Below are 23,889 nucleotides of genomic sequence, written 5' to 3'. Positions count from 1 at the left end.
GCGGCCCGGAGGCCGCGTCCACGGTTAGGCTAGTGGTGTTGGGCGCCGTCCTGGGGCTGGGACTGCGTCGGCGCGGGGCTGTCGGGCTTCTTGTCCTTGTCCTTGCAGCATTCGCACTTGGCGCAGCAGGCCATCGCCTTCTCGGCGGCCTGGGCGCCGCCGGCCAGGATGAGCGACAGGGCCGCCGCGGCGGCCAGGGTCTTCACGGTCTTCATGTCATGTCCTTTCGCGGGCGCACGGCCCGTCGATCTTGCATCTTGGATGGTAAGTTCGTCGGTTCGGATCAGGCCGCGCGACGGGGCGGCGGCGGTTCGATCGACGGACGCCAGTCAGGACGCTGCGCCGAAGCCGGCGCGGTCAGGACGATGATGGTCGGCGCCGGCGCAGTGGTCGTCGGCGCGTCCGGCAGAGCGACGTGGCAGAGCGCGCAGGCCTGATGGCAGGCGACGGTTTGCTTGGCTGGGCCGCCGCATCCGCCGTCGTGCGACGCCGCCATCTCGACAGCGGGCATGGGCATGGTCGAGCTCACCGGGGCCCAGGCGAGGCCGAGGGCGAGGACGACCAGCAGGAGCAGCCGCGCGAGCATGAGCGGACTAGATCACGCCCGTAGCCGGTCCGCCAGACGTCAGAGCTGCTCGCGATAGCGCTCCAGCACCTGGGCCTCGTCCACTTGCGGCTTGCCCAGGCCCAGCTGGTCCAGGATCATTTCCGACAGGCTGGGCAGGGTCGTACGCTCGACCTGGGCGTCCGCCTCCCACAGGCGGGCGCGCATCAGCGCCTTGGGGCAGTGCAGGAAGGCCTCCTGCACGGTCACGCGCAGGATTGAGCGCGGCTTGCGGCCGAACTCCACGAACCGCTCGAGCAGCGTCTCGTCCGCGGTCAGCACCGCCCGGCCGTTGACCCGGTAGATGTCGTCGAAGCCCGGGATCATGAACATGAACCCGATCTGGCCGTCGCCGCCGACGATGTTGCGCAGGACGTCCAGCCGGTTGTTGCCCGGCCGGTCGGGCAGCATGATCGTCCGGTCGTCCTCGACATGGACGAAGCCGGGTTCGCCGCCCCTGGGCGAGACATCCAGGCTGCCGTCGGGGCCCGCCGCCGAGATCACGCAGAAGGGCGACAGCGCGATGAATCGTCGCCCGTACCGGTCGACGTGGTCGAGCGCCTTGGCCTTCGCGGGACCCTTCGGCTGACCGTAGATTCGGTCCAGATCGTCCAGCGACAGAGCGTTCATGCGGGTCTCCGGCGGGCTAGTTGATATTTACTCGCAAGAAAGTGTGCGAAAATGGCGGGGGCGTCATCTTTTTTCGTCGGCCGATCGCAGTTCGCTTGTGCGGCGCCCTGTGCCAAGCTACCAAAACCATCGCATCGAAAACGGGAGGCGCCCATGGCGACGCTGCAAGAGATTACCGATCGCGTGAAACAGGCCGTGGGGACCGACTCCGGTCTCGGCAAAAGCCTGAAGTTCGACCTGAAGGGCGACGGCTTCATCCACATCGACGGCGGTGAAGTGTCGAACGACGACAAGCCGGCCGATCTGACCATGACCATCTCGCTCGCCGATCTGCTCGAAATGGGCCAAGGCAAGCTGGACGCGACCATGGCCTTCATGTCGGGCCGTCTGAAGCTGTCGGACATGGGTCTGGCCATGTCGCTGCAGCCGAAGATGTCGGCTCTGTTCGCGAAGATGGCCTAACGGCCGGATGACCGAACAAGCGCCTCTGGTTTCCATTCCTGAGGCGCCCGTTCCGCCCGGCGGAACGGCTGAATGGATTCGCGGCGCGGGGGCGGTTCGTCTCCGCGCCGCTTTATTTCCGGCCACTGGCGCGCCGCGCGGCACGGTGGTGCTGAGCGGCGGCCGGACCGAGCCCATCGAGAAGTATTACGAGGTCATCGGCGAGCTGCGTCAGCGCGGCTTCGCGGTCCTGGTTCACGACTGGCGCGGGCAGGGCCTGTCCCAGCGCCTGTTGCCCGACCGGCTCAAGGGCCATGCCCACGGGTTCAAGGACTTCGTCGAGGACTACCGCGCCCTGCTGCGCCACTACGGCAATTGCCTGCCGGGGCCGTGGATCGCGCTCGGCCATTCGATGGGCGGCTGCCTGACGCTGCTGGCGCTGGCGCACGGCGCCGGGCCGTTCGCCGCCGCGGTGCTGTCGGCGCCGATGCTGGGGCTGCAGACCGGCGATCGGCCCAAGTGGCTGTCGCAGCTGCTGGCCTGGGTCATGGGCCGGATCCGGCCCGACGGGTACATTCTGGGCGATCCCGGCGACCCGCACGGCGAGACCTTCGAAACCAACATCGTCACCCACGACCGCCGCCGCTACGCCCGCAACCGCGCATTCTACGACGCCGAGCCGGGCCTGCGGCTGAACGCCGGAACCTGGGGCTGGCTGGACTTCGCCTTTGCGGCCTCGCGCTGGCTGAAGAGCGCCGACGGGCCGACCCGGCTGGAGCTTCCGGTCGCGGTGGTGGCCGCCGGCGACGAGAAGCTGGTCGACAACGGCGACCAGCAGCAGATCACCGCCCGCCTGCCGAACGGCCGCTGGACGGTGATCCCGGGCGCCTACCATGAGCTGCTGCAGGAGACGGACGACATCCGCGCCGCCTTCTGGCGCGAGTTCGACGCCGTCGCCGACGCCGTCGCGCCGAAGGTCTAGATCAGACGCCCGATCGTGGGTCCCGGCCTTCGCCGGGATGTTCGGACAAAGGGTCGAGGGAAGCCCCGGATCAGACCCCCGGCGGCATCTTCCCGAAGCGCGGCAGCGCCGGGTCGACGTGGTCCCAGGCGTAGCCGGTGTCGGTCCAGAACAGCATCTGCGGCGCGAACCGCTCGGGGGCGTCGAGGCTGGCCGGACTGATGGAGAACAGCTCGGGCCTGTCGGGCGAGGTCAGGTAGACCGGCGCGCCGCAGACGCCGCAGAAGGCGCGGGTCTTCCGGTTTCCGCGCTCGCCTGTCTGGCCCCATTCCGTGGCGGCGCCCGTCAGCGTGACCTGCGCGCCCTGGAACGCGATGTGCGAGCCATGCCCCGTACCGCTGTCGCGCTGGCACTGCCGGCATTGGCAGTGGAACATGAGCGTCGGCTCGCCGACGATCTCGTAGCGGACCGCGCCACACGCGCAGCCGCCCGTGAAGGGCGCCGAAGCGCCCGTCCTATCTTGCGACATGGGATGTCCCTTGGGGCGTTGAGGGGGCGGCTCAGGCCGCTTCGCCGGCGATGACGCCGATGTTGGGAACGACGCTCTTCCAGCCCCGGCTCATGTTCTCGTAGGCGGTCTCGTTGTGCGGCAGCGAGAAGCCCGAATGGGTGAGGCGCAGGCGCGCGCCCTCAGCGACCCGGAAGATCTCGAAGGTCACGATGGTCTCGAGCCGCGATCCGTAGCCCTGGTTGCCGGCGTCGCCGCCGACCCAGCTGTAGGCGAACCGCTCGTTCGGAACGACCGACAGAACCTGGCAGTGGATCACGCCGTCCCAGGCGCCGGCCGGGGTCGTCTGGTAGGTGAAGCGGCAGCCCTCGACCGGCTCGAACCCCGTGGGCGCCATGAGCCAGCGGCCCATCAGGGCGCCGGTCGTCAGCGCCTTCCAGAGGGTCTCTGGGGCGTGGGGGAAGACCTCGTCGACGACGATGTCGCGGGTGGTCGTGGCGGGGGCGGCGGTCATCGTCATGTGTCGATTTCCTTGAGGAGGCTGCGCAGGTTGGCGAAGCGGTCGCGCCAGAAGCGGTCGTAGTGGCTCATCCAGTCGAAGAGCGGCTCCAGGCCCTCCGGCTGGACGCGGTAGTAGACGTTACGCCCCTGGGGGCGCTCGATGACCAGGCCGGCCTTCTTGAGCGTCTTCAGATGTTGCGAGATCGCGCCCTGGGTCACGCCGCTGCCCTCCGTCAGGCCGGCGACCGTGATCTCGTCGGCATGGACGATGCGCTCGAAGATCGAGCGCCGCGTCGGGTCGGCGAGGGCGCGCATGAGGTGATCGAGGGTGTCGGTCTGCATCATGCGGGATCAATTAGCATCAACTAATGCATTAGTCAATGCTAATTGAAATGGGCGCGGGGACATGCTCCGAAGGTGCGTGTCCCCCTGGGTTCGGTAAGGCGGCGATAGGGAGGCTGAGGGGACACGCACCCTGCGGGAGCATGTCCCCGGATGGGCCTAGTCGACAGCCGAGCGTCGCAGGGTCACCAGCGCTTCTTCCAGGCAGGCCGGGTCGCCGGCGAAGGCGAACTTGCCGCTGTCGGTGCGGGCCGGACGGCCGTGCCAGTCGGTGACGATCCCGCCGGCGCCCTCGACGACCGGGATCACGCCCTCGACGTCCCAGACCTTCAGGCCGGTGTCGAGCGCCAGGTCCAGCTTGCCCATGGCGACCATGGCGTAGCCGTAGGCGTCCAGGCCCAGCCGGGCCAGGCGGGCGGCGGCGCGGACCTGGGTCCAGGAGCCGAGCTCCGGCCCGGTCAGGATGGCCGGATCGGTGGTGCAGATGATGGCTTCGGTCAGTTTGGGGCAGGGGCGGACGCGCAGCGGCGTCTCGGTCCCGCGGCCGACCAGGCGAGAGCCGGTGGCCTTGCCGCCGATATAGATCTCGTCGAGGTAGGGCTGGCCGATCGAGCCGAGGATCGGACGCCCCTCGTGGCGCAGGCCGATCAGGGTGGTCCACAAAGGCAGGCCGGCGATGAAGGCGCGGGTGCCGTCGACGGGGTCCAGAACCCAGACGAACTCGGCGTCGGGACGGTCCTCGCCGTACTCCTCGCCGATCACCCCGTGGTCGGGATAACGCTCGGCGATCAGGGCGCGGATGGCGCGCTCGGCGCCCTTGTCGGCCTCGGTGACCGGATCGAACCCGCTCTCCAGCTTGTTGACCAGGCCATGGTCGGCCCGGAACAGGGGCAGGATCGCCGCCCCGGAGGCGCGGTTGAGCTCGAGCAGGAAGGCGTCGAATTCGGCGTAGCGTTCAGCGGAGAGCGTCATGCGGCGGGCTTAGCGCGCCCGCCGCACGATGCAAACAGCCTTAAGCGGCGTCGCTTTCGCCGTTGAGCGACTTGGCCAGGTCCAGAAGGCGCCGGCGCGGGCGTTCGCCCAGCTGGTAGTAGGCGCGGATCAGGTCCAGGGTCTCCTTGCGGGCGAACATCTCGCCGCCCTCGCCGGCATGCTCGCCGAGTTCGCGCCGGTCAGCGTCCGAGAGGCCGTCGTAGAAGTAGCCGACCGGCACTTCGAGGGCTTCGGAGAGCTGCCAGAGCCGCGAGGCCGAGATGCGGTTCGCGCCGCACTCGTACTTCTGGATCTGCTGGAAACGCACCCCGACCGTGCCGGCCAGCTGCTGCTGGGTCAGGCCGAGGAGCCGACGGCGGCGGCGGAGCCGCTTGCCGAGATGAACGTCGATGTCGTTGCCCATGGGCTGTCGCCCCCATCTAGATTGCAGTTCGGGACTGTTCCGAAACGGAACGGTCTGGGCTGTGAGCCGCAAGTCGCGCGCCAAGGGAGTTTCAGCGTTATCGGCGCCCCCGTGAGGTGTTCACGTCCAGCGCGATTCCCCTTTCCGCCCGAACCGCGCTAGGAGGGAGACATGGCGCACACGCCCTCATCTCCCTCGGCCTGGCAGGATCTGGTCTGGCGTCTGGAAGCCGTCGCCTACGACGTCTTCACCTTCCTGTTCCGGCTGCTGCCGGTGGACGCGGCCTCATGGTTGGGCGGGAAGCTGTTCCGTCTGATCGGCCCGGCGACCAAGACCCACAGGGTGGCTGCGGCCAACCTGAAGCTGGCCTTCCCGGAGAAGGACGAGGCCTGGCATCGGCGGATCCTGGGCGAGCAGTGGGAGAGCAACGGCCGCACGGTGGCCGAGTTTCCCAACATGGACCGCCTGCTGCCGTCGACCGGGCGGGTCGAGATCGTCGGCGGCGAGCGGCTGGCCGAGATCGCCGCGGGCGGCCGGCCGGTGGTGTTCGTCTCGGGCCACTTCTCGAACTGGGAGATCATGCCGTCGGCGATCGTCAACGCGGGCGTCCCCTGCGAGATCACCTACCGGGCGGCGAACAACCCCTATGTCGACAAGCGCATCCGCGACAGCCGCTTCCGCTACGGCGTCCGGCTGTTCGCGCCCAAGGGCGGCGACGGCGCCCGCGAGATGCTGGAGGCCATGGGCCGGGGCGTCTCGGTGGCGCTGATGAACGACCAGAAGTTCAATCAGGGCGGGGTGGCGGCGCCCTTCTTCGGCCGGCCGGTGATGACCGCGCCGGGGCCGACGCGGCTGGCGCTGCGCTTCGACGCGGTGCTGCAGCCGATGACCGTCGAGCGGACCAAGGGGGCCCGTTTCCGGGCCGTGGTCCACGAGCCGATCGTGCTGGCCCAGACCGGCGACCGGACGGCCGATATCGCCGAGGGCGTGCGCCGGATCACCGCGCTGATCGAGCAGCAGGTCCGCCGCCGTCCCGGCGAATGGTTCTGGGTCCATCGGCGCTGGCCCAACGAGGCCTACGACGAACTGGCCGCCGGCGAAGCCTAGAGCCGCAGCTCGCGGCCGAAGGAGTCGGGGTCGTCGATGGCGACGTCGTCGATGCCGCGCCGACGCGGGCCGAAGTAGTCCGCGGTCCGCACGAACGGCCGCGGCCGGAACACCACGGCGTTCAGGCGGTCGATCACTGAGCGGGCCGTGACCGGCTTGACCACCAGCTCCGTGACCCCGGCGTCCCGCGCCTCGACCACGCGGGGGCGATCGGCGAACCCGGTCATCATGATGATCGGCAGGTAGGGGTTGGCGCTGTCGGGGGCGTTCCGGACCAGGCGGGTGAACTCGACGCCGTCGAGCGGCGACATGCGGAAGTCGACGATGGCGATGTCGGCGGGCCAGTCGCGCAGAGCCTGCAGGCCCTCGGCGCCGTCGCGAGCCTCACGAACGTCGCGGACCCCGACGCCCTTGAGGATCGCGCACACGATGGCGCGCATGTGCTGGTTATCGTCAACCAGCAGCACCTTAAGGCCGCTCAGTCCCTCGTCCATAAGTCCTCGCATACCCCGACGCGGTGCGTGCCGGTCGGTGGTTTTGATGAACGTTGATAGGCCGACGCGGCCTACCGAAAAGTTATTAGGTCGCAGGAACAGCGCGAAATGACGCCAGAAGCAGCGGATCGAGGTTGCGATCGCGCCATTTCAGCCGCCAGCAGAGGTGCGGCCCGGTGGCTCGGCCGGTCGCCCCGACCGCGCCGATGACCTCGCCGCGCCTCACGGTCTGGCCGGCCGTCACGGCGATGCGGGACTGGTGAAGGTAGAAGCTGATCAGGCCCTGGCCGTGGTCGATCATGGTCAGGCCGCCCTCGAAATGCATGGCCGGCTCCGCCAGGACGACCTGCCCGGCGGCCGGGGCCATGATCGGCGTTCCGGTCGGCGCGGCCAGATCGCAACCGTAGTGCGGCCGTTTCGGCACGCCGTTGAGGATCCGCTGGCCGCCGAAGCGGGCGCTCAGCCGCCAGCGCGTCAGGGGCATGGCGAAGCCGTCCCGGAAATGGTCGGCGGGCAGGCGACTTTGCAGGGCGGCGGACTTCAGGGCCGCTTCGCGCTGGATGCGTTCGAGCAGGGCGGGGTTGGTCGGCGACACCTGGTCGTCGGGCAGGCCGCTGATCCGCTGGATGTCGAAGTCGCCGGGCGCGATGGTCAGGACGGACTGGGCGGCGCCGGCGGGCGTCTCGACCCGCACGGTCGCCGCGGCCGCCGCATCGCGGTCGAAGCCGACGAAGAACCAGCCGCCGCCGGAGGCTTTGCTCAGCCGCTCGCCGTCCAGGAGGATGTCGGCGTCAGGCGCAGTGCGTCCGATGGCGAAGCCGCCCTGGCGATAGCGGCCGGCCAGGTCGAGCGTCGGAGCCTTGGCGAGCGCCGGGCCGCAGACGCCTGCGCCGGCCAGTCCCGCCAGGACCTCTCGCCGGTTCAGGGGTTCAGGTCCTTCCAGCGCTTCAGCGCCTCCGCGGGGCCGGCGTAGGCCTCCTGCGCCTCGACGTTCCAGTAGCGCAGGGCCTTCAGCGGGATCTTCACGCCGCTGACGGCGCAGAGCACATGCCGGCCCGGCTTGAGCACGGCGTACTCGCCGTCTCCGTAATGCAGCACGGCGAGGTCGCCGCCCATGTCGCGATCGAAAGCGTTCATGACCCCTATTTAGCGACTGTGGGGCCGCTAGAACAGGTCGCCCTGGTCCGTCGGCGGCGTCGGGGGGCGTTTGGCAGGCTTCGGGGCCGGCGGAGGCGGGGGGGCGACGCCGCCGTCGCCGTCGATGACGGCCTCGCGCGTGGCGTCCTCGAACATCAGCCGCACGGTCTCGCCCGAGGCCAGATCCGCGCCGTTGCCGACGGTCGAGCCGTCCGCCCGGGTCACCAGCACGAAGCCGGGGCGGGGCGGGCGTTTCGGGTTCAGGGTCTGGCGCAGCTTGTCGAGGCTGGCCAGCCGGATCTGCTCAGCCTCCAGCCGGCGCGGGATGGCGGCGTTCAGGCGCAGGTTCAGCTGGTCCAGCCGGCCGCGCAGCTGGTCGTTGCGGCTGCCCAGCAGGGCGGGGCGCAGCGGCGCGGCGATCTGGGCCAGGTGGCGGGCGTGCAGGTCGACGTTGCGACGCAGGCCCATGGTCAGGTGGCTGGAGGCGTAGTCCAGCCGCTGTCCGGCGAGGGCCAGGATATCGGCCGGGCGGGGCAGGCCGCGAGCCGCGGCGTTCAGCCGGTCGCGGCGGCCCTCGATCGCCCGGGCGCCGGACTGGTTCAGGCGGCGGTCGTAGTCGCTGACGGCCGCCTTCAGCTCCGCGAGGACCGGCGTGGCCATCTCGGCGGCGGCGGTCGGAGTGGGCGCGCGGCGGTCGGAGACATAGTCGATCAGGGTGGTGTCGGTCTCGTGCCCGACCGCGCTGATCAAGGGAATCGTCCCCTCGGCGACCGTGCGGGCCAGGGTCTCGTCGTTGAAGGCCCAGAGGTCCTCCACCGAGCCGCCGCCGCGAGCGACGATCAGGATGTCCGGCCGTGGGATCGGCCCGTCGGCCGTCATGGCGTTGAAGCCGCGGATCGCGCCGGCGACCTGGGCGGCGGCGCCCTCGCCCTGGACGATCACCGGCCAGACGATCACGCGGCAGGGCCAGCGGTCGCGGATGCGGTGCAGGATGTCGCGGATGACCGCGCCGGTGGGGCTGGTGATCACGCCGACGACGGCCGGCATCGAGGGCAGGCGGCGCTTGCGCTCGGCGGCGAACAGGCCCTCGGCGTGGAGCTTCTGCTTCAGCCGCTCGAGCTGGGCGAGCAGGGCGCCGACGCCCGCCGCCTCCATGGTCTCGATGACGATCTGGTAGCGCGACCCGGCCGGGAAGGTGGTGATGCGGCCGGTGACGATGACCTCCATCCCCTGCTCGGGGCGGATGGACAGGTTGCGGACCGAGCCCTTCCAGACGACGCCGTCGATGGCGGCCTTGTCGTCCTTGATGGTCAGGTAGACGTGGCCGCTGGAATGGTGCGTGACCTTCGACAGCTCCCCGCGCAGCCGCACGAAGCCGTAGGCGTCCTCGAGCGTCCGCTTGAGCGCGAACGCGAGTTCCGAGACGGAATAGGCCTGGGCGTTGGATGGGGCGGCGTCGGAATCGGTCATGCCGTTCCTTTATAGCGGTCATCCCGGCCGAAGCGCGTAGCGCGAAGAGCCGGGACCCAGAGACACCGCCGGCCGGGTCCCGGATCAGCCCTGCGGGCTGTCCGGGATGACGCCAGAGAAGCGTTAGATATAGCGGCGCAGCGAGCGGGCCAGTTCGGAGGCCGTGGCCTTCTTCTTGCCGGTCTGCGGCTGCTGGTAGGCCACCTGGGCGTGCTCACGGCAGTAGGGGCCGGTGTCGCCGGCGCGGCGGCCGCAGAAGGTGAAGCCGTCGCTGGACGGATCGCCGATCGGCCACTTGCACATGTGAGCGCCCAGGGTCAGCACCGTGGCGCTGCCCGGCTCCTCGATGCGGTGCACCGGCTGCGGCAGCGGCTGGGTCGGGGCGGCGGCCGCCGGCTCGGCGACGACGCGGCGCGGCGTGGCCGGCGCGGTCGAGACCGGACGCGGCGGGCGCGGGGTCTTGAAGGCCGGACGGGCAGGCTGCGACGGCGCCGCGCGGCCCGACAGGCCCAGGCGGTGCACCTTGCCGATGACGGCGTTGCGGGTGACCCCGCCGAGTTGCTTGGCGATCTGGCTGGCTGAGAGGCCATCGAGCCAGAGTTTCTTCAGAGTGGTTACGCGTTCGTCGGTCCAGCCCATCGTCCAGCCCTTTCTGCCAAGCGGGCGGCGCCTTCAGCGCTCCACCCCACATCTAGTATCCGGACGGCTCTCAGAGCCCCCCGCCTACTAGATATCGTAAACCTTCTATTAACGGGCACAATAGGCGCCTTTAGGATGTCCACAGATTCAATATGTTGAATCAAACCCTACCGAAGAGGCGCGCCCGGTTGCCCGAAGGGCGGCGCAAATAGGGGCTTTTCGGACGGTGGGCAAGGTTTTCGCGCGGTTTGTCCCCGGGATGGTTGCGCTTGTCCCCGGGCGAGCGCACCTAGGGCGGATGAAAGACACGGCCGACCGCGCGCTTCCGCCGCAACCCCGCGACTACGCGGGCTTCAACTGGACCGGTTTCGCGACCCTGTATCTCAAGGAGGTCCGCAGGTTCTGGAAGGTGGCGACCCAGACGGTCGCCGCGCCGGTCGTGACGACCCTGCTCTATATGATGGTCTTCGTCGTCGCCGTGCGCGGGGCCGCCCCGCCGATCCACGGCACGCCGTTCTCGGCCTTCGTGGCCCCCGGCCTGATCATGATGGCGATCCTCAACAACGCCTTCGCCAACTCTTCGTCGAGCCTGCTGCAGGCCAAGATGATGGGGCTGACGCCGGACTTCCTGACCCCGCCGCTGTCGGCTCTTGAGCAGGTGCTGGCCTTCGCCCTGGGCGCGGCCACGCGAGGCATGGTCGTGGGCCTGGTCACGGCGATCACCATCGCCCTGTTGCCGTTCACCGAGCTGCGCGTCGCCCATCCCTGGGCGATCCTCTACTTCGGGATCGGCGCCTCGCTGCTGCTCGGACTGGTGGGCATCGCCACCGGCCTGTGGTCGGAGAAGTTCGACCATCTGGCGGCGATCACCAACTTCATCATCATGCCGATGACCTTCCTGTCGGGGACCTTCTACCTGGTCGACCGGCTGCCGGAGCCGTTCCGCACGGCCAGCCACTACAACCCGTTCTTCTATCTGATCGACGGCTTCCGCTACGGCTTCATCGGCCAGGCGGACGGCAACCTGATGGTCGGCGTCGTCGTGGTCGCGGTGCTGAACCTGGCGATGTTCGCCTGGTGCTGGCGCGTCTTCGTCACCGGCTGGCGGCTCAAGACCTAGTTCGTTTCCAAGGGGGAAATTCCATGACGTCGTTCAAGGCGCTGGCTCTGGCCGGCCTGGTTCTCTGCGCCGCGCCGGCGCCCGTGCTGGCCGCGCCCGCCGCGACGGCCGAGGCGGTCGCCGCCTTCGCCAAGCCGACCCAGGCCGAGCGCCTGGCCACGCTCAAGGCGCTGCTCGATGCGCGGGGCCTGAAGTACGAGGTCCAGCCGTTCAACAGCGGCAAGCCGGGCGTGCCCGAAGGCTACAACGTCGTCGTCACGCTCGGGCAGGGCGACAAGGACATCCTGCTGACCGCCCACTACGACGCCGAGGTCCTGAAGGACGGCAAGCTGGTCGACGGCGTCGTCGACAACGCCGCCTCGGTCGTGGCGCTGGTCAACGCCGCCGAGCAGCTGAAGGGCGGGCTGAAGAACCATCGCCTGCGCGTCGTCTTTTTCGACCAGGAGGAACTGGGCCTGCTCGGGGCCTTCGCCTACGCCCAGGGGCCAGACGCCGCCCGTACGGCCGCGGTGGTGAACTTCGACATCAACGCCTACGGCGACACGCCCTTCTTCTATGCCGGCGAGGGCGAAGTCCGAGCCGTGATCCAGGCCGGCATGGCGGCGGCCTGCGGCGCGGCCAAGGAGGACTGCGTGAGCTTCGACCGCTACCCGCCGAGCGACCATCTGGCCTTCCGCAAGGCCGGCGTCCTGGCGACGTCGATCAGCATCCTGCCGCGCGCCGAAGTGCTCGACCTGCAGGCCTTCATGGCCGATCCGAAGGCGGCCAAGGCCCCGCCGCGGATTCTGGGCCTGATCCACACGCCGCAGGACACGATGGCAGACGTCGATCCCAAGACCGTCGAGCGCGCCGCCGCCCTGGCCGTGGCCGCCGCGAAGGCCTTCGACGCGCGCTAGCGGCGGATACGAAAGAGAGAAGGCCCCGGAGGCGATCCGGGGCCTTCTTCGTTTTGGGGGGGGCAGGCGGAGAGGTTAGCGCTGAACGCCGACCGCGACGATCTCGAGGTTCTTCACCCCGTTGGTGATCACCGGGTTGTGGGTGTCGGTGATGAAGCGCAGCTGGCCGTCGGTCTCCACGCGGGCCGAGACGGTGTAGCGGGCGTGCGGCTCGATCTTCTTGGGGTCGAAGGCCAGCTTGAACGCCACCGGCGGCGACCGGACGCCCTCGACGACCTGCTCGGCGATCACCTTCGACGGCGCGTCCATCAGCGAGACGTCCAGCAGCTGGATGGTCACCTTGGACGGCGGCAGCAGAATGCGCTCGCGCCAGATGAGCGTGCCGGTCACTTCCGCCACGGCGGGGGAGGTCGGCTTGGGCTTGGACTCGGGCGAGGCGGCGCAGGCCGAGACGGACGCGGCCAGGGCGATGGCGATCGTGGTGCGGATCATGGAGAGCTCCAGTCAGTTGATGAAGCGGGGGCCAGTACCCCGCAATCATGGTCAGGTTTTGACGTCGGGCCTTGTGGTCGTCAGGCCTTGTCGGGGGCGGCGGAAATCCAGGTCAGGGCCTCGGCCTGCTCGCCCGGGCCGAAGGCGCGGGACTCCAGCGTCGGCACGAAGGGCGCGGTCGCGCGCAGCAGCATCCGCATCCAGCCCTTGTCGGTGACCACCGCCGCGCGACGGAAGCGCGGCCACTGGGTGATCTTGCTGAAGCTGTAGGCGAAATCCTTGGCCAGAGCCTCGGGCGCGATGTCGTCGAAGGGGATCGTGTCGGCATAGACATGGATGATCGGATGGTCGGCCAGCTTTGCCTCGATGAGGGCGATCAGCTTGTCGTAATCGTCCGCCGTCAGACGGCCTTCCATGCGGACGGCGGCGACGTGGTCGGGCGCGGGCAGGATCTCGATCATGTCAGGGCTCCCTCAGCCCCACACAAACGGCCGGAAAGGCCGCGGGTTTCATCGGACAAGTCATTGACATCCCGGCGTTCCCCCGCGACAACGCCAAGCCTTCCTGTCCCCGCGCGACCGCCGGGGACTTTCTCGCTTTTGGGAGGCACCCTTGAGCACGACGACCACCTCCGCCCCGTCCCCCGACCACATCATGGGCGTCTACAACCGCGCCCCGCTGGCGGTTGAACGAGGCCGAGGCGCGCGCCTTTGGGACACCTCCGGCGAGGAGTACCTGGACTGCGTGGCGGGCATCGCCACCAACGGCCTGGGCCACTGCCATCCCAAGCTGGTCGAGGTGCTCAAGGAGCAGGGCGAGAAGCTCTGGCACGTGTCGAACATCTTCCGCATTCCGGGCCAGGAAGAGCTGGCCAAGCGGCTGACCGACGCGACCTTCGCCGACGTGGTGTTCTTCACCAACTCGGGCACCGAGGCGATCGAGTGCGCGCTGAAGACGGCCCGCAAGTATCACACCGCCAACGGCCAGCCGGAGCGGGTCGACATCATCGGCTTCGACGGCTCGTTCCACGGCCGCAGCTATGCGGCGATCAACGCCGCGGGCAACCCGTCCTACGTCGAGGGCTTCGGCCCGCGCCTGCCGAACTATATCCAGGCCAAGTGGGGCGAGATGGACGCCCTCAAGGCCCTGATCGAGCAGCCGACCACGGCCGCCCTGATCTTCGAGCCGGTCCAGGGCGAAGGCGGCGCGCGCGCCATGCCGGAAGCGGACCTGGACCAGATCCGCGCCTGGACCCGCGAGAACGGCGTCCTGCTGATCTACGACGAGGTCCAGTCGGGCATGGGCCGGACCGGCAAGCTGTTCGCCCATGACTGGGCCAGCGACGCCGCGCCGGACATCATGTGCGTGGCCAAGGCCCTGGGCGGCGGTTTCCCGGTCGGCGCCTGCCTGGCCTCGGCGGAAGCGGCCAAGGGCATGACCGTGGGCGTCCACGGCTCGACCTTCGGCGGCAACCCGCTGGCCATGGCCGTGGCCATCGCGGCCTTCGACGAGATCGCCAAGGAAGAGACCCTGACCAACGTCCGCGACGTGGCCGGCTACTTCGCCCAGCAGCTCAACGGCCTGAAGGACCGCTTCCCGGACGTCATCGTCGACGTGCGCGGCAAGGGTTTCCTGATCGGCCTGAAGCTGGTCCCGGTGAACCGCGAGTTCATGGGCTGGGCCCGCGACCACAAGCTGCTGGTCGCCGGCGGGGGCGACAACTGCGTGCGCCTGCTGCCGCCGCTGAACCTGACCCTGGACGAGGCCCGCGAGGCCGTCGAGAAGCTCGAGAAGACCTGCGAGTTCGCGCGGGCGAAGGCGGCCGCATGACCGCTTCCCCTCGCCACTTCCTGGACCTCTGGAAGCTCGAGGCCCACGAGCTGCGGGCCATCCTGGACGACGCCAAGACGCGCAAGGCGTCGCGCCGCGGCTGGACCCAGGCCATGGTCGATCACGACGCTCCGGCCGCCGGCCGGACGCTGGCGATGATCTTCGAGAAGAACTCCACCCGGACCCGCTTCTCGTTCGACGCCGCCATCCGCCAGCTCGGCGGCGCCGGCATCATCTCGACCTCGTCCGACATGCAGCTCGGCCGCGGCGAGACGATCGAGGACACCGCCAAGGTGCTGTCGCGCATGGTCGACGCGGTGATGATCCGCGCCAACCGCCACTCGGACGTCGAGCTGTTCGCGCAGAACTCGACCGTGCCGGTGATCAACGGCCTGACGGACCGCAGCCACCCCTGCCAGATCATGGCCGACCTGCTCACCTTCGAAGAGCATCGCGGCCCGGTCACCGGCAAGACCATCGCCTGGGTCGGGGACGGCAACAACGTCTGCGCCAGCTTCATCCATGCGGCGCCGAAGCTGGGCTTCAAGCTGAACATCGCCTGCCCGGCGGCCTACCACCCGGACCTGTACGACCTGGCCCGCGCGGCCGAGCAGCAGGGCCAGGTGCAGATGACCGAGGACCCCCGCGACGCCGTCCGCGGCGCCGACTGCGTGGTCACCGACACCTGGGTGTCGATGGGCGACGTCGATGGCGAGGCCCGCCTGGACGCCTTCGAGTCCTATCAGGTCGACGAGGACCTGATGGCGCTGGCCGACCGGGACGCGGTGTTCCTGCACTGCCTGCCGGCGCACCGCGGCGAGGAGGTGACCGACGGCGTCATCGACGGGCCGCAGTCGCTGGTCTGGGACGAGGCGGAAAACCGCATCCACGCCCAGAAGTCGATCCTGGCCTGGTGCTTCGGCAAGATCGGCTGACGTAGAAAGACAAAGGCCCCGCGGATCGCTCCGCGGGGCCTTTTCCTTTCAGGGCCGAAGGATCAGAGGACGCCCAGCATCTCCGCGACCAGCGGGTGGCGGACGATGTCCTGCTCGGCCAGCCGCACGACGGCGATGTTCGGCACCGCCTCGAACCGGTCGGCCACGTCGCCCAGGCCCGACAGGCCCGGCAGCAGGTCCGACTGGTGCGGGTCGCCGGTCACGACCATGGTCGAGTGCCAGCCCAGGCGGGTCAGCAGCATCTTCAGCTGGCCGTAGGTGCAGTTCTGGGCCTCGTCGATGACCACGAAGGCGTTGTTCAGCGTCCGGCCGCGCATGTAGCCGACCGGGGCGATCTCGATGGCGCCCTCGGCGATCAGGGCGCGGACCCGTTTCATCGACAGCCGGTCCGACAGGGCGTCGTAGAGCGGCCGCAGGTAGGGGGCGAGTTTGTCCTCCATGTCGCCGGGCAGGAAGCCGATCGACTCGCCGGCCTCGACGGCCGGGCGGCTGAGCACGATCTTGGCGACCTTGCCGCCTTCCAGCGCCTCGACCGCCTTGGCGATGGCCAGATAGGTCTTGCCGGTGCCGGCCGGTCCCAGGGCCATGACCAGGTTCTTGGCGTCGATGGCGGCCAGCAGCTCGGCCTGGCCGTCCGACTTTGGTTTTATTGTCTTGAGGTACCCCTGGTCGCGGTCGTCATCCCGGCCGAGCGGAGACCAGCCGCCGCTGTTCACCGGCAGACGGCGCACCTTGCCGTCGTCGTGGAACTGGGCGTGATCGAATGCGCCTTCGCGCACGGTCCGCTTCAGGGCACGCTTGGTCATAGAGAAGCCTCCGATGGGGCATGAAAAAAGGGCGTCGCCGAAATGGCGCGCCCTTGCTGGAGGAGAACGAAATGGATGGCGCGTGCGCGGCCCGGCGGCTCGCTGGCGCTATGCGGAACGTGCGGCGCTCGACGGCGCCTGGACACAAAACGCGACACCCGGTTCTCCGTCGTCAGGAGACCATGGACGGGACGTCCGCCCATGCAGGATGCGAGATGGCCGAGGCCCCCTCGAATCGCCCGACTATGATGATCTAACGTGGTTTCCGAGCGGTTAATCAAGCCGTCACGATAAATAGACAAGGCGAGGGTATGACTGTTTATGCTTTGGGCGCCCTGACGCCGCAGCTGCCTCCGGAAGGTGAATACTGGATTGCGCCCAGCGCTGAGGTGATGGGCGCTGTGATTCTGAAGAAGAACGCCAGCATCTGGTGGGGCGCGGTGGCTAGAGGCGACACCGAATCCCTGACCATCGGCGAGAACAGCAACGTCCAAGACGGTTCTGTGCTTCACGCCGATCACGGCATGCCTCTGGTCATCGGCGCCAACGTGACGGTCGGCCACATGGTCATGCTTCATGGCTGCACCATCGGCGACAACAGCCTGATCGGGATCGGGGCGATCGTGCTGAATGGCGCGAAAATAGGCCGCAACTGCCTGATCGGCGCCGGGGCGCTGATTCCCGAGGGCAAGGAGATTCCGGACAACAGCCTGGTCATGGGCGCGCCCGGCAAGGTGGTCCGCGAGATCAGCGAGCAGCAGGCCCGGGGCCTGACGATGTCGGCCCTGCACTACGTGGAGAACTGGAAGCGCTTCGCGCGGGATCTGAAGGCGGTCGGTTGACGGACGCGGCGTAAGCGACCGTCAGATGCTCCCCTCTGGGGGAGCTGCCGGCGCGAAGCGACGGCTGAGGGGGTCTCGGATCGCCGGCAGGACCCCCTCCGTCTCGGCTTCGCCGAGCCACCTCCCCCAGAGAGGAGGATCAAGAAAGGGAGCGACGCCGCAAATGGCCTACGAGTTCATCAAGGTCGACCGCGAAGGGCCGGTCACCATCTTCACCCTGAACCGGCCGGAGGTGATGAACGCCCTCCATTCGCCGATGCATTTCGAGCTGGACGAGGCGTTCAACGCCTTCGCCGCCGATCCGGACCAGTGGGTGGGGATCGTCACCGGGGCCGGCGACCGGGCCTTTTCGGCCGGCAACGACCTCAAGCACCAGGCCTCGGGCGGCAAGATGGGCAGTCCCCCGTCGGGCTTCGCCGGCCTGACCAGCCGCTTCGACCTGGACAAGCCGCTGATCGCGGCGGTGAACGGGGTGGCGATGGGCGGCGGCTTCGAGATCGCCCTGGCCTGCGACCTCATCATCGCGGCGGATACGGCGGTCTTCGCCCTGCCGGAGCCGAAGGTGGGGCTGGCGGCGCTCGCGGGCGGCCTGCACCGGCTGCCGCGCCAGATCGGGCTGAAGCAGGCGATGGGCATGATCCTGACCGCCCGCCGCGTCGGCGCAGAGGAGGGGCGCCAGCTGGGCTTCGTCAACGCCGTCGTGCCGGCGGCCGACCTGCTGGCGGAGGCGAAAAAGTGGGCGGCCCTGATCGGCGAATGCAGCCCGATGTCGATCCGCGCCAGCAAGCAGGCGGTGATGCAGGGCCTGGAGATGAACCTCGAGGAGGCCATCAAGGGTCAGTTCAAGATGCCGGCCGTCGCAGCCCTGTTCCAGTCCGAGGACTTCCGGGAAGGCCCGCTGGCCTTCGCCCAGAAACGGGCGCCGGAGTGGAAGGGGCGGTAGCGCCCTGCGTGGTTCGACACGCGACCTGCGGTCGCTGCTCACCATGACTATTCCCTAGTCATCCTGAGCAGCAGCCGAAGGCTGCGTGTCGAAGGACGCAACACGCAAAAGGCCCGCGCCGATCCCTCGGCGCGGGCCTTTCTCATGCCGGAGCGGACGCCGGACTACGCCTGAGCGCCCTGGCCGCCGCCGCCTTTGCCGCGGTTGCGATTGCGGTTCCGCTTGCGCTTGGGCGGGGCGTCGCCGGCGGCGGCGAGGGGCTCGTAGCCGGCCGGGCGGTGGCGGGCGCGCTGGCCGCGTTCCGGCTGCGGCTTGCCTGAGGCGTCCAGCGCCTGAGGCTTCTTGTTGCGGTTCTGCTGGCCGCCGCGGCCGCCGCCGCCGTTACGACCGCCGCCGCCCGCGGCCCGCGGGTCGCGATGACGCTCGGTCTTGATCGGGTCGGTCGCCGAGAGGGCGGCCTGGGCCTGCCCCAGGACCTTGTCGTTGCGGCGATCCCAGCTGGGGATGCGCTGGCGGGTGACCTTCTCGATGTCCTTCAGCAGATTGCGCTCGTCGTCGGCGACCAGCGACACCGCCGCGCCGTTGGCGCCGGCGCGGGCCGTGCGGCCGATGCGGTGGACGTAGGCTTCCGGCACGTTCGGCAGCTCGTACTGGATGACGTGGGTCACGCCGTCGACGTCGATGCCGCGGGCGGCGATGTCGGTCGCGACCAGGGCCCGCATCGAACCGGCCTTGAACGCCGCCAGGGCGCGCTCGCGCTGGCCCTGCGTCTTGTCGCCGTGGATCGAGGCGGCCTCGACGCCGATGGTGTTCAGCCCCTTGGCCACGCGGTCGGCGCCGCGCTTGGTCCGGGTGAAGACCAGCACGCGCTTGAAGGCGGCGTCGTCGAACAGCTCGGCCAGCAGGGCGCGCTTGCGGGCGGCCTCCACGAACAGGATCTTCTGTTCGATCTTCTCGACCGTGGTCGACTGCGGCGTCACCGACACCTTCGATGGGTTGTGCAGCAGCTCGCCGGCCAGCTTCTCGATCTCGCTCGGCATGGTGGCCGAGAAGAACAGGTTCTGACGCTTGTGCGGCAGGTGCTTCACGATCCGGCGGATCGGCACGATGAAGCCCATGTCGAGCATCTGGTCGGCCTCGTCGAGGACGAAGATCTCCGTCTCCGACAGGTTGGCGACCTTCTCGTTGATGTGGTCGATCAGGCGGCCGGGCGCGGCCACCAGCACGTCGACGCCGCCGGCCAGGGCGCGGACCTGCGGGCCGTACTTCACGCCGCCGAACACCACCTGGACGGACAGGCCCATGTTGGCGCCGTAGGTCTTGAAGCTGTCGCCGATCTGGGTGGCGAGCTCGCGGGTCGGCGACAGGATCAGCGCGCGGCAGCCGCGGCGCGGCGCCGGGCGGCGGTTCTCGGCCAGGCGCTGCAGGATCGGCAGGGCGAAGGCGGCGGTCTTGCCGGTGCCGGTCTGGGCGATGCCCAGCACGTCCTTGCCCTCGAGCACCAGCGGGATGGCCTGCTGCTGGATCGGGGTCGGCTTGGTGTAGCCCTCGGCGGCCAGCGCGGAGAGAAGCGGCTTGGCCAGGCCAAGCGAAGCGAAGTCGGTCATGAATCTCTTTCGTATGCGACACGCGCCGCATGGCCTGACGGCCTGCGGGCGGGAGCGGGGTCTTCTGGAAGACGCCCCGCGTAATGGCGTCGCTATGGGATGGTCGGCGTCTGGGCCGGGGAGCGCATTCAAGCGCCTTACGCGGCCGGCCAGGGCCGATCGGCGCGGCGGAGATGCCGCGCAACGGCGGCTATGTGGCGGGGAAAGCCTTGAAAGTCAAGGGAATGCGACCGGGCGACTCCGGGTCGACCGTCAATCGCGGCGCGGATGGGCCATGATGATGGGCGGTTCCGGGCGGTGGACGCGGGTGATCTCGGGGGCGCCGCCGGTCTGGCGCAGATGGACGTTCAGGCCGCCGTTCCAGTCCTCAAAGCGTACGCAGGAGGTTCTCGGGGCGGGAGTCTCGTCGCAGGACTGGATTTCGATGACCGGGGTTTCCGGGAAGGCGAGGATCACCTTGCGGCAGGCCGCGGGCGCGCGGTCGGGCGCGAAGTCGCAGACGATCTCCAGCGACCCGCCGTCGCGCAGGGTCGTCCCGATCTTCTCCAGCAGCGCCATGTTCTCCAGGAAGTCGGCCGGCGAATCGGCGCGGGTGAAGGCCGCCTCCTCGGCGGCCAACCGTTCGCAGGCGGCCGTGTCCGGGAAGTCGAGAGGGCTCTCCGGCAGCCGGTCCTCGTCGTCGGCTTTTTCGAAGGCGGCCAGGGCGACGCCCGCGGGGCGTAGAAGGCGATAGCCCGTTTCGGCCGTGATCCCGACGAGACGGGTGGGGACGTCGCCCGGCCGGGTCGCCGGGCCGACTGGATGGAACTCGAAGACCGCCACGTCGGCCTGGCAGACGCCGGGCACGTAGGTCGCGCGGGGCGGGTTCTGAAGGTCAAGTCCTGCAGCGGCCGGGTAGGGGCGCCCGGCGCCATGCGCTGGGTCGGGGGGACCAGCAGCTCGCCCAGCTGTTCGCCGATGCGCCGCGTCACCGCCTTCGGCGGCAGGGTGCGCGACTCGAACTTGGACAGGGTCGGCGTCTTGGGGCGGGCCGCGGCCGGCGCGGCGAACAGGCCGGCGAAGGCGGTGACCGCCAGGACCAGGCCGACGCGTCGTCCCGCGAGGATGGCCATGACGCGTCCCCCAAAGCCTTCGTTCGAAGCTGACCATGCCCGACGACCGGGAACAAGCCCGCGGCCGGCGGAGGCGCGAGCGCCGGGGTCTAGATTCCCACGCCGCCCACCGGCGTCATCTCGAACCGTTCGGGGCCGAAGCCGGCGATGATCGGGCGGGCCTTGGCGATGCTGGCCTGGACGGCGGGCAGCTTGAGGGAGTCGGCGTGGTGCTGCCGGGTTTCCCAGACCTCGTAGATGAAGATGGCGTCCGGCTCGGCCTCGGAGGTCGACAGGACGTAGAGCAGGCAGCCCGGCATCGCCTCGGTCCCCTCGGACAGGTAGCCGAGCAGTTCGTCGCGCTTGCCGGGGGCGGCGACCAGCTTGCCGAACAGGCCGTATTTCTCGGACATGGGGGCTCCTTCAGCCGTGCAGGCGGCGATCGCTCCGACGATCATCTCGCGGCGGTCCAACATCGGCGCTGAGTATGCGCGGCGCGGCGGCCGAGGGAAGGGCGCCTGCTGACAACCGGGACAGCAGTGGCGGCGAACGCCAGCGCGGTCTGGGTCCCGGATAGTTGCTGCGCAGCCTCCGGGATGACTCGATATTAAATGCTTGTTAAGATTGATTAATGAGGCGGCGCCACCACGTCTACGTTTTGGCGAGCCGACGCAATGGCACACTGTACGTCGGCGTGACCGGGAACCTCGCGTATCGCGTTTGGCTTCATCGCGAAGGGCGGGGTGCGACGTTTACTCGGCGATATGGCGTCAAGCTTCTCGTCTGGTACGTCGCCTTCGATGAGCCGCTCGACGGGATCGCGTTCGAGAAGCGCCTTAAAAGGTGGCGCCGCGCCGGGAAGCTTGCGCTGATCGAGAAGGACAACCCGACCTGGCGGGATCTCTACGAAACCCTGAACCAGTGACCGTCCCCTCAATGTCATCCCGGCCGGAGCGTAGCGGAGAGCCGGGACCCAGCGACGCCGCCCTGACCCTCGCCAGGACTCCCAGGACGCATACTCCCGGGACAACGCGGGACATTCAGCCCCTTCTGGGGACAACCGGCGTCGCTGTTTATCCCCGTCGGCCGGCGCGGGCGCATAATCGGGGCATGAACGATCACATCCCCGGCGCGGCCCGCCGAAAAGCCTTCCTGATCAAGGAGGGGCAACCCCAGATCCCGGCGCCCGCGCGTACGGGGAGGACCCTCTGTCCCCGCGTTCCGTCGCCGCCGCGGTCTGTGGGGCATGGCCGCGAGACAGTCGCGACACCTCGCCCGCGCCTTCCCTCTTGCTCAAACCTGACGCCGGCGTCACTGTTCAGTGAACAACGATAATACATCGGGAGAACGTCCGTGGCCGATCGCTACGACTACATCATCATCGGCGCCGGCTCGGCCGGCTGCGTGCTGGCGAACCGGCTGACCGAGGACGGGACGACCAAGGTCCTGCTGCTCGAGGCGGGCGGCAAGGACAACTCCATCCTGGTCAAGATGCCGGCCGGCGTCGGCAACCTGATCAAGGAGAAGGGGACCTTCAACTGGGGCTTCTGGACCGAGGAGGAGCCTCACCTCGACAACCGCCGCCTGTGGTGGCCGCGCGGCAAGGGCTGGGGCGGCTCGTCCTCGATCAACGGCATGATCTACATCCGCGGCCACGCCCGCGACTACGACCAGTGGCGGCAGATGGGCCTGGCCGGCTGGGGCTATTCCGACGTGCTGCCCTATTTCAAGAAGTCCGAGAGCCTTGAAGGGGGCGGCGACGCCTGGCACGGCGGCGACGGGCCGCTGCACGTCTCCAAGGCGTCCTCGCCCAACCCGATCTACCGCGCCGCCATCGAGGCCGGCGCCCAGGCCGGTCATCTGACGACCAAGGACTTCAACGGTTTCCAGCAGGAAGGCTGGGGCCCCTACCAGATGACCATCAAGGACGGCGAGCGCTGGAGCTCGGCCAAGGCCTATCTCTATCCGGCGCTGAACCGTCCGAACCTGACCTGCGTCACCGGGGCCCGCACCAGCCGCGTCCTGCTGGAGAAGGGCCGCGCGATCGGCGTGGAGTACATCGCCGACGGCCAGGCCAAGACCGTCTACGCCGACGGCGAGGTTCTGCTCAGCGCCGGCGCGGTGCAGTCGCCGCAGATCCTGCAGCTGTCGGGCATCGGCGCCGGCGCCGACCTCAATCCGCACGGGATCAAGGTCCAGCACGAGCTGAACGGCGTCGGCCAGAACCTGCAGGACCACCTGGACGTCTGCCTGTCCTGGGAGTGCCCGCAGCCGATCACGGCCTACTCGATGACCCGGGGCGCCAAGCAGCTGCTGGTCGGCCTGAACTACATGCTGTTCAAGAAGGGCAAGGGCCGGGAGCAGATGCTCGAGTCCGGCGCCTTCCTGCGCTCGCGGCCCGACCTCGACCGCCCCGACCTGCAGGTCCACACCGTGCTGGCCATCATGCAGGACCACGGCAAGATCCGCGTCGAGAAGGACGGCTTCACCTTCCACGTCTGCCAGCTGCGGCCCGAGAGCCGCGGCAAGGTCGGGCTGCGCTCGGCCGATCCGAACGACGATCCGACCATCTTCGCCAACTACCTGGCGACCGAGGAGGACCGCCGGGCGGTGCGCGAAGGCGTCAAGATCGCCCGCGACGTGGCCTCGCAGGCGGCGCTCGACCCCTACCGCACCTCGGAGTACGCGCCGGGCGCGGCGGTGAGGACCGACGCCGAGATCGACGCCTGGATCCGGGCCAAGTCCGAGACGATCTATCACCCGGTCGGCACCTGCCGGATGGGCGTGGACGGCGATGCGATGGCGGTGGTCGACGGCCAGCTGAAGGTCCAGGGCCTGGAAGGCCTGCGCGTCATCGACGCCTCGGTCATGCCGACCCTGATCGGCGGCAACACCAACGCCCCGACCATGATGATCGCCGAGAAGATCGCCGACGTGATCCGCGGCCGCGCCGCCCTCGCTCCGCAGGACGCCCCGGTGTTCGACGGCGAGGCGGTGAAGGCGGCCTAGACCCTGTTGCGTGGTTCGAGACGCTCGCTGTGCTCGCTCCTCACCATGACGAAGTTTGTGCAGCCCG

30 protein-coding genes are annotated in these 23,889 nt (G+C 69.2%); 11 read left to right on the top strand and 19 right to left on the bottom strand.

Annotated elements, in window-relative coordinates; genetic code table 11:
- Nucleotides 1-29: 29 nt before the first annotated feature.
- From CSW64_RS16920 to CSW64_RS16910, 3 genes are all read right to left on the bottom strand, one after another.
- Nucleotides 30-215 (bottom strand): hypothetical protein, encoded by a 186-nt coding sequence (locus CSW64_RS16920; protein WP_099623199.1) that lies wholly within the window; start codon nucleotides 213-215, stop codon nucleotides 30-32.
- A gap of 68 nt (nucleotides 216-283) precedes the next feature.
- Nucleotides 284-586, bottom strand: a complete 303-nt coding sequence (locus CSW64_RS16915) for a hypothetical protein (RefSeq protein ID WP_099623198.1) — start codon at nucleotides 584-586, stop codon at nucleotides 284-286.
- 39 nt (nucleotides 587-625) lie between these two features.
- Complete coding sequence (locus tag CSW64_RS16910; protein ID WP_099623197.1) at nucleotides 626-1,234, bottom strand: pyridoxamine 5'-phosphate oxidase family protein; 609 nt, start codon at nucleotides 1,232-1,234, stop codon at nucleotides 626-628.
- A 153-nt stretch (nucleotides 1,235-1,387) separates the two neighbouring features.
- Here CSW64_RS16910 and CSW64_RS16905 point away from each other — a divergent pair, with 153 nt between their 5' ends.
- Together CSW64_RS16905 and CSW64_RS16900 are read left to right on the top strand one after the other, a co-directional pair.
- Entirely contained in the window at nucleotides 1,388-1,696 is a 309-nt protein-coding gene (locus CSW64_RS16905; protein WP_099623196.1) for an SCP2 sterol-binding domain-containing protein, read from the top strand.
- Between the two features lie 7 nt (nucleotides 1,697-1,703).
- The gene (locus CSW64_RS16900; RefSeq protein ID WP_099623195.1) at nucleotides 1,704-2,657 is read left to right on the top strand and encodes an alpha/beta fold hydrolase; all 954 of its coding nucleotides are present in this window, start codon (nucleotides 1,704-1,706) and stop codon (nucleotides 2,655-2,657) included.
- Nucleotides 2,658-2,727: 70 nt separating this feature from the next.
- Here CSW64_RS16900 and CSW64_RS16895 read toward each other — a convergent pair whose 3' ends face one another.
- The 5 genes from CSW64_RS16895 to CSW64_RS16875 all read right to left on the bottom strand — a co-directional run bounded on the left by CSW64_RS16895 (nucleotide 2,728) and on the right by CSW64_RS16875 (nucleotide 5,383).
- Nucleotides 2,728-3,165: a GFA family protein gene (locus tag CSW64_RS16895; protein ID WP_099623194.1), complete on the bottom strand. Its 438-nt coding sequence runs from the start codon at nucleotides 3,163-3,165 to the stop codon at nucleotides 2,728-2,730.
- A gap of 31 nt (nucleotides 3,166-3,196) precedes the next feature.
- Entirely contained in the window at nucleotides 3,197-3,664 is a 468-nt protein-coding gene (locus tag CSW64_RS16890; RefSeq protein ID WP_245863743.1) for an SRPBCC family protein, read from the bottom strand.
- Entirely contained in the window at nucleotides 3,661-3,990 is a 330-nt protein-coding gene (locus CSW64_RS16885; protein ID WP_172448609.1) for an ArsR/SmtB family transcription factor, read from the bottom strand. The genes CSW64_RS16890 and CSW64_RS16885 overlap by 4 nt, the downstream gene beginning before the upstream one ends.
- Nucleotides 3,991-4,146: 156 nt before the next feature.
- The gene (hisN, locus tag CSW64_RS16880) at nucleotides 4,147-4,959 is read right to left on the bottom strand and encodes a histidinol-phosphatase (RefSeq protein WP_099623193.1); all 813 of its coding nucleotides are present in this window, start codon (nucleotides 4,957-4,959) and stop codon (nucleotides 4,147-4,149) included.
- Between the two features lie 40 nt (nucleotides 4,960-4,999).
- The gene (locus tag CSW64_RS16875) at nucleotides 5,000-5,383 is read right to left on the bottom strand and encodes a helix-turn-helix domain-containing protein (protein ID WP_099623192.1); all 384 of its coding nucleotides are present in this window, start codon (nucleotides 5,381-5,383) and stop codon (nucleotides 5,000-5,002) included.
- 171 nt (nucleotides 5,384-5,554) lie between these two features.
- Here CSW64_RS16875 and CSW64_RS16870 point away from each other — a divergent pair, with 171 nt between their 5' ends.
- Nucleotides 5,555-6,490, top strand: coding sequence for a lysophospholipid acyltransferase family protein (locus CSW64_RS16870; protein ID WP_099623191.1), 936 nt, complete (start codon nucleotides 5,555-5,557; stop codon nucleotides 6,488-6,490).
- Here the strand turns inward: CSW64_RS16870 and CSW64_RS16865 are convergent.
- The 5 genes from CSW64_RS16865 to gcrA form a co-directional block, all read right to left on the bottom strand.
- Entirely contained in the window at nucleotides 6,487-6,984 is a 498-nt protein-coding gene (locus tag CSW64_RS16865) for a response regulator (RefSeq protein WP_099623190.1), read from the bottom strand. The two genes, CSW64_RS16870 and CSW64_RS16865, sit on opposite strands and share 4 nt — an antisense overlap.
- Before the next feature lie 85 nt (nucleotides 6,985-7,069).
- On the bottom strand, nucleotides 7,070-7,678 hold the full coding sequence (locus CSW64_RS16860; RefSeq protein ID WP_342745827.1) for a M23 family metallopeptidase: 609 nt from the start codon (nucleotides 7,676-7,678) through the stop codon (nucleotides 7,070-7,072).
- Between the two features lie 227 nt (nucleotides 7,679-7,905).
- Nucleotides 7,906-8,121 (bottom strand): DUF2093 domain-containing protein, encoded by a 216-nt coding sequence (locus tag CSW64_RS16855; protein WP_099623188.1) that lies wholly within the window; start codon nucleotides 8,119-8,121, stop codon nucleotides 7,906-7,908.
- 27 nt (nucleotides 8,122-8,148) lie between these two features.
- A complete protein-coding gene (gene xseA, locus CSW64_RS16850) occupies nucleotides 8,149-9,591 on the bottom strand; it encodes an exodeoxyribonuclease VII large subunit (protein WP_099623187.1) in 1,443 nt (480 codons plus the stop codon).
- Between the two features lie 123 nt (nucleotides 9,592-9,714).
- Nucleotides 9,715-10,230: a cell cycle sigma 70 cofactor GcrA gene (gene gcrA / locus CSW64_RS16845; RefSeq protein WP_099623186.1), complete on the bottom strand. Its 516-nt coding sequence runs from the start codon at nucleotides 10,228-10,230 to the stop codon at nucleotides 9,715-9,717.
- A gap of 298 nt (nucleotides 10,231-10,528) precedes the next feature.
- Between gcrA and CSW64_RS16840 the strand changes: the two genes are divergently transcribed.
- Together CSW64_RS16840 and CSW64_RS16835 are read left to right on the top strand one after the other, a co-directional pair.
- Nucleotides 10,529-11,350 (top strand): ABC transporter permease, encoded by an 822-nt coding sequence (locus CSW64_RS16840; RefSeq protein ID WP_099623185.1) that lies wholly within the window; start codon nucleotides 10,529-10,531, stop codon nucleotides 11,348-11,350.
- Nucleotides 11,351-11,373: 23 nt separating this feature from the next.
- Nucleotides 11,374-12,246 (top strand): M28 family peptidase, encoded by an 873-nt coding sequence (locus CSW64_RS16835; RefSeq protein WP_099623184.1) that lies wholly within the window; start codon nucleotides 11,374-11,376, stop codon nucleotides 12,244-12,246.
- Between the two features lie 75 nt (nucleotides 12,247-12,321).
- Here the strand turns inward: CSW64_RS16835 and CSW64_RS16830 are convergent, their stop codons facing one another.
- Nucleotides 12,322-12,738, bottom strand: a complete 417-nt coding sequence (locus CSW64_RS16830; protein ID WP_099623183.1) for a YbaY family lipoprotein — start codon at nucleotides 12,736-12,738, stop codon at nucleotides 12,322-12,324.
- Nucleotides 12,739-12,818: 80 nt separating this feature from the next.
- Nucleotides 12,819-13,199, bottom strand: coding sequence for a SpoIIAA family protein (locus CSW64_RS16825; protein WP_099623182.1), 381 nt, complete (start codon nucleotides 13,197-13,199; stop codon nucleotides 12,819-12,821).
- Between the two features lie 151 nt (nucleotides 13,200-13,350).
- On the opposite strand from CSW64_RS16825, the gene CSW64_RS16820 reads away from it, so the two are divergent.
- On the top strand, nucleotides 13,351-14,568 hold the full coding sequence (locus CSW64_RS16820; protein ID WP_099623181.1) for an aspartate aminotransferase family protein: 1,218 nt from the start codon (nucleotides 13,351-13,353) through the stop codon (nucleotides 14,566-14,568).
- Nucleotides 14,565-15,503, top strand: a complete 939-nt coding sequence (argF, locus tag CSW64_RS16815; RefSeq protein WP_099623180.1) for an ornithine carbamoyltransferase — start codon at nucleotides 14,565-14,567, stop codon at nucleotides 15,501-15,503. Before CSW64_RS16820 ends, argF begins: the two co-directional genes overlap by 4 nt.
- 62 nt (nucleotides 15,504-15,565) lie before the next feature.
- Here argF and CSW64_RS16810 read toward each other — a convergent pair whose 3' ends face one another.
- A complete protein-coding gene (locus CSW64_RS16810; protein WP_099623179.1) occupies nucleotides 15,566-16,330 on the bottom strand; it encodes a PhoH family protein in 765 nt (254 codons plus the stop codon).
- A gap of 311 nt (nucleotides 16,331-16,641) precedes the next feature.
- Between CSW64_RS16810 and CSW64_RS16805 the strand changes: the two genes are divergently transcribed.
- Entirely contained in the window at nucleotides 16,642-17,172 is a 531-nt protein-coding gene (locus tag CSW64_RS16805) for a gamma carbonic anhydrase family protein (RefSeq protein ID WP_099623178.1), read from the top strand.
- Nucleotides 17,173-17,335: 163 nt separating this feature from the next.
- Nucleotides 17,336-18,115 carry an enoyl-CoA hydratase-related protein gene (locus CSW64_RS16800; RefSeq protein ID WP_099623177.1) on the top strand — a complete coding sequence of 260 codons (780 nt, stop codon included), beginning with the start codon at nucleotides 17,336-17,338 and terminating at the stop codon, nucleotides 18,113-18,115.
- 164 nt (nucleotides 18,116-18,279) lie between these two features.
- On the opposite strand, the gene CSW64_RS16795 is transcribed toward CSW64_RS16800, so the two are convergent.
- The 3 genes from CSW64_RS16795 to CSW64_RS16785 all read right to left on the bottom strand — a co-directional run bounded on the left by CSW64_RS16795 (nucleotide 18,280) and on the right by CSW64_RS16785 (nucleotide 21,226).
- Nucleotides 18,280-19,722 (bottom strand): DEAD/DEAH box helicase, encoded by a 1,443-nt coding sequence (locus CSW64_RS16795; RefSeq protein WP_099623176.1) that lies wholly within the window; start codon nucleotides 19,720-19,722, stop codon nucleotides 18,280-18,282.
- 252 nt (nucleotides 19,723-19,974) lie between these two features.
- A complete protein-coding gene (locus CSW64_RS16790) occupies nucleotides 19,975-20,568 on the bottom strand; it encodes a hypothetical protein (protein WP_099623175.1) in 594 nt (197 codons plus the stop codon).
- A 355-nt stretch (nucleotides 20,569-20,923) separates the two neighbouring features.
- Nucleotides 20,924-21,226 (bottom strand): putative quinol monooxygenase, encoded by a 303-nt coding sequence (locus CSW64_RS16785; RefSeq protein WP_245863742.1) that lies wholly within the window; start codon nucleotides 21,224-21,226, stop codon nucleotides 20,924-20,926.
- A gap of 218 nt (nucleotides 21,227-21,444) precedes the next feature.
- Here CSW64_RS16785 and CSW64_RS16780 point away from each other — a divergent pair, with 218 nt between their 5' ends.
- Nucleotides 21,445-21,738 (top strand): GIY-YIG nuclease family protein, encoded by a 294-nt coding sequence (locus CSW64_RS16780; protein ID WP_099623174.1) that lies wholly within the window; start codon nucleotides 21,445-21,447, stop codon nucleotides 21,736-21,738.
- A 428-nt stretch (nucleotides 21,739-22,166) separates the two neighbouring features.
- Nucleotides 22,167-23,822 carry a choline dehydrogenase gene (locus CSW64_RS16775; RefSeq protein ID WP_099623173.1) on the top strand — a complete coding sequence of 552 codons (1,656 nt, stop codon included), beginning with the start codon at nucleotides 22,167-22,169 and terminating at the stop codon, nucleotides 23,820-23,822.
- Nucleotides 23,823-23,889: the final 67 nt, after the last annotated feature.

This window comes from Caulobacter mirabilis (genome assembly GCF_002749615.1).
Classification (GTDB): Bacteria; Pseudomonadota; Alphaproteobacteria; order Caulobacterales; family Caulobacteraceae; genus Caulobacter; species Caulobacter mirabilis.
The sequence above is the reverse complement of the archived record's forward strand: the minus strand, read 5'-3'. Positions and strand labels throughout refer to the sequence as shown.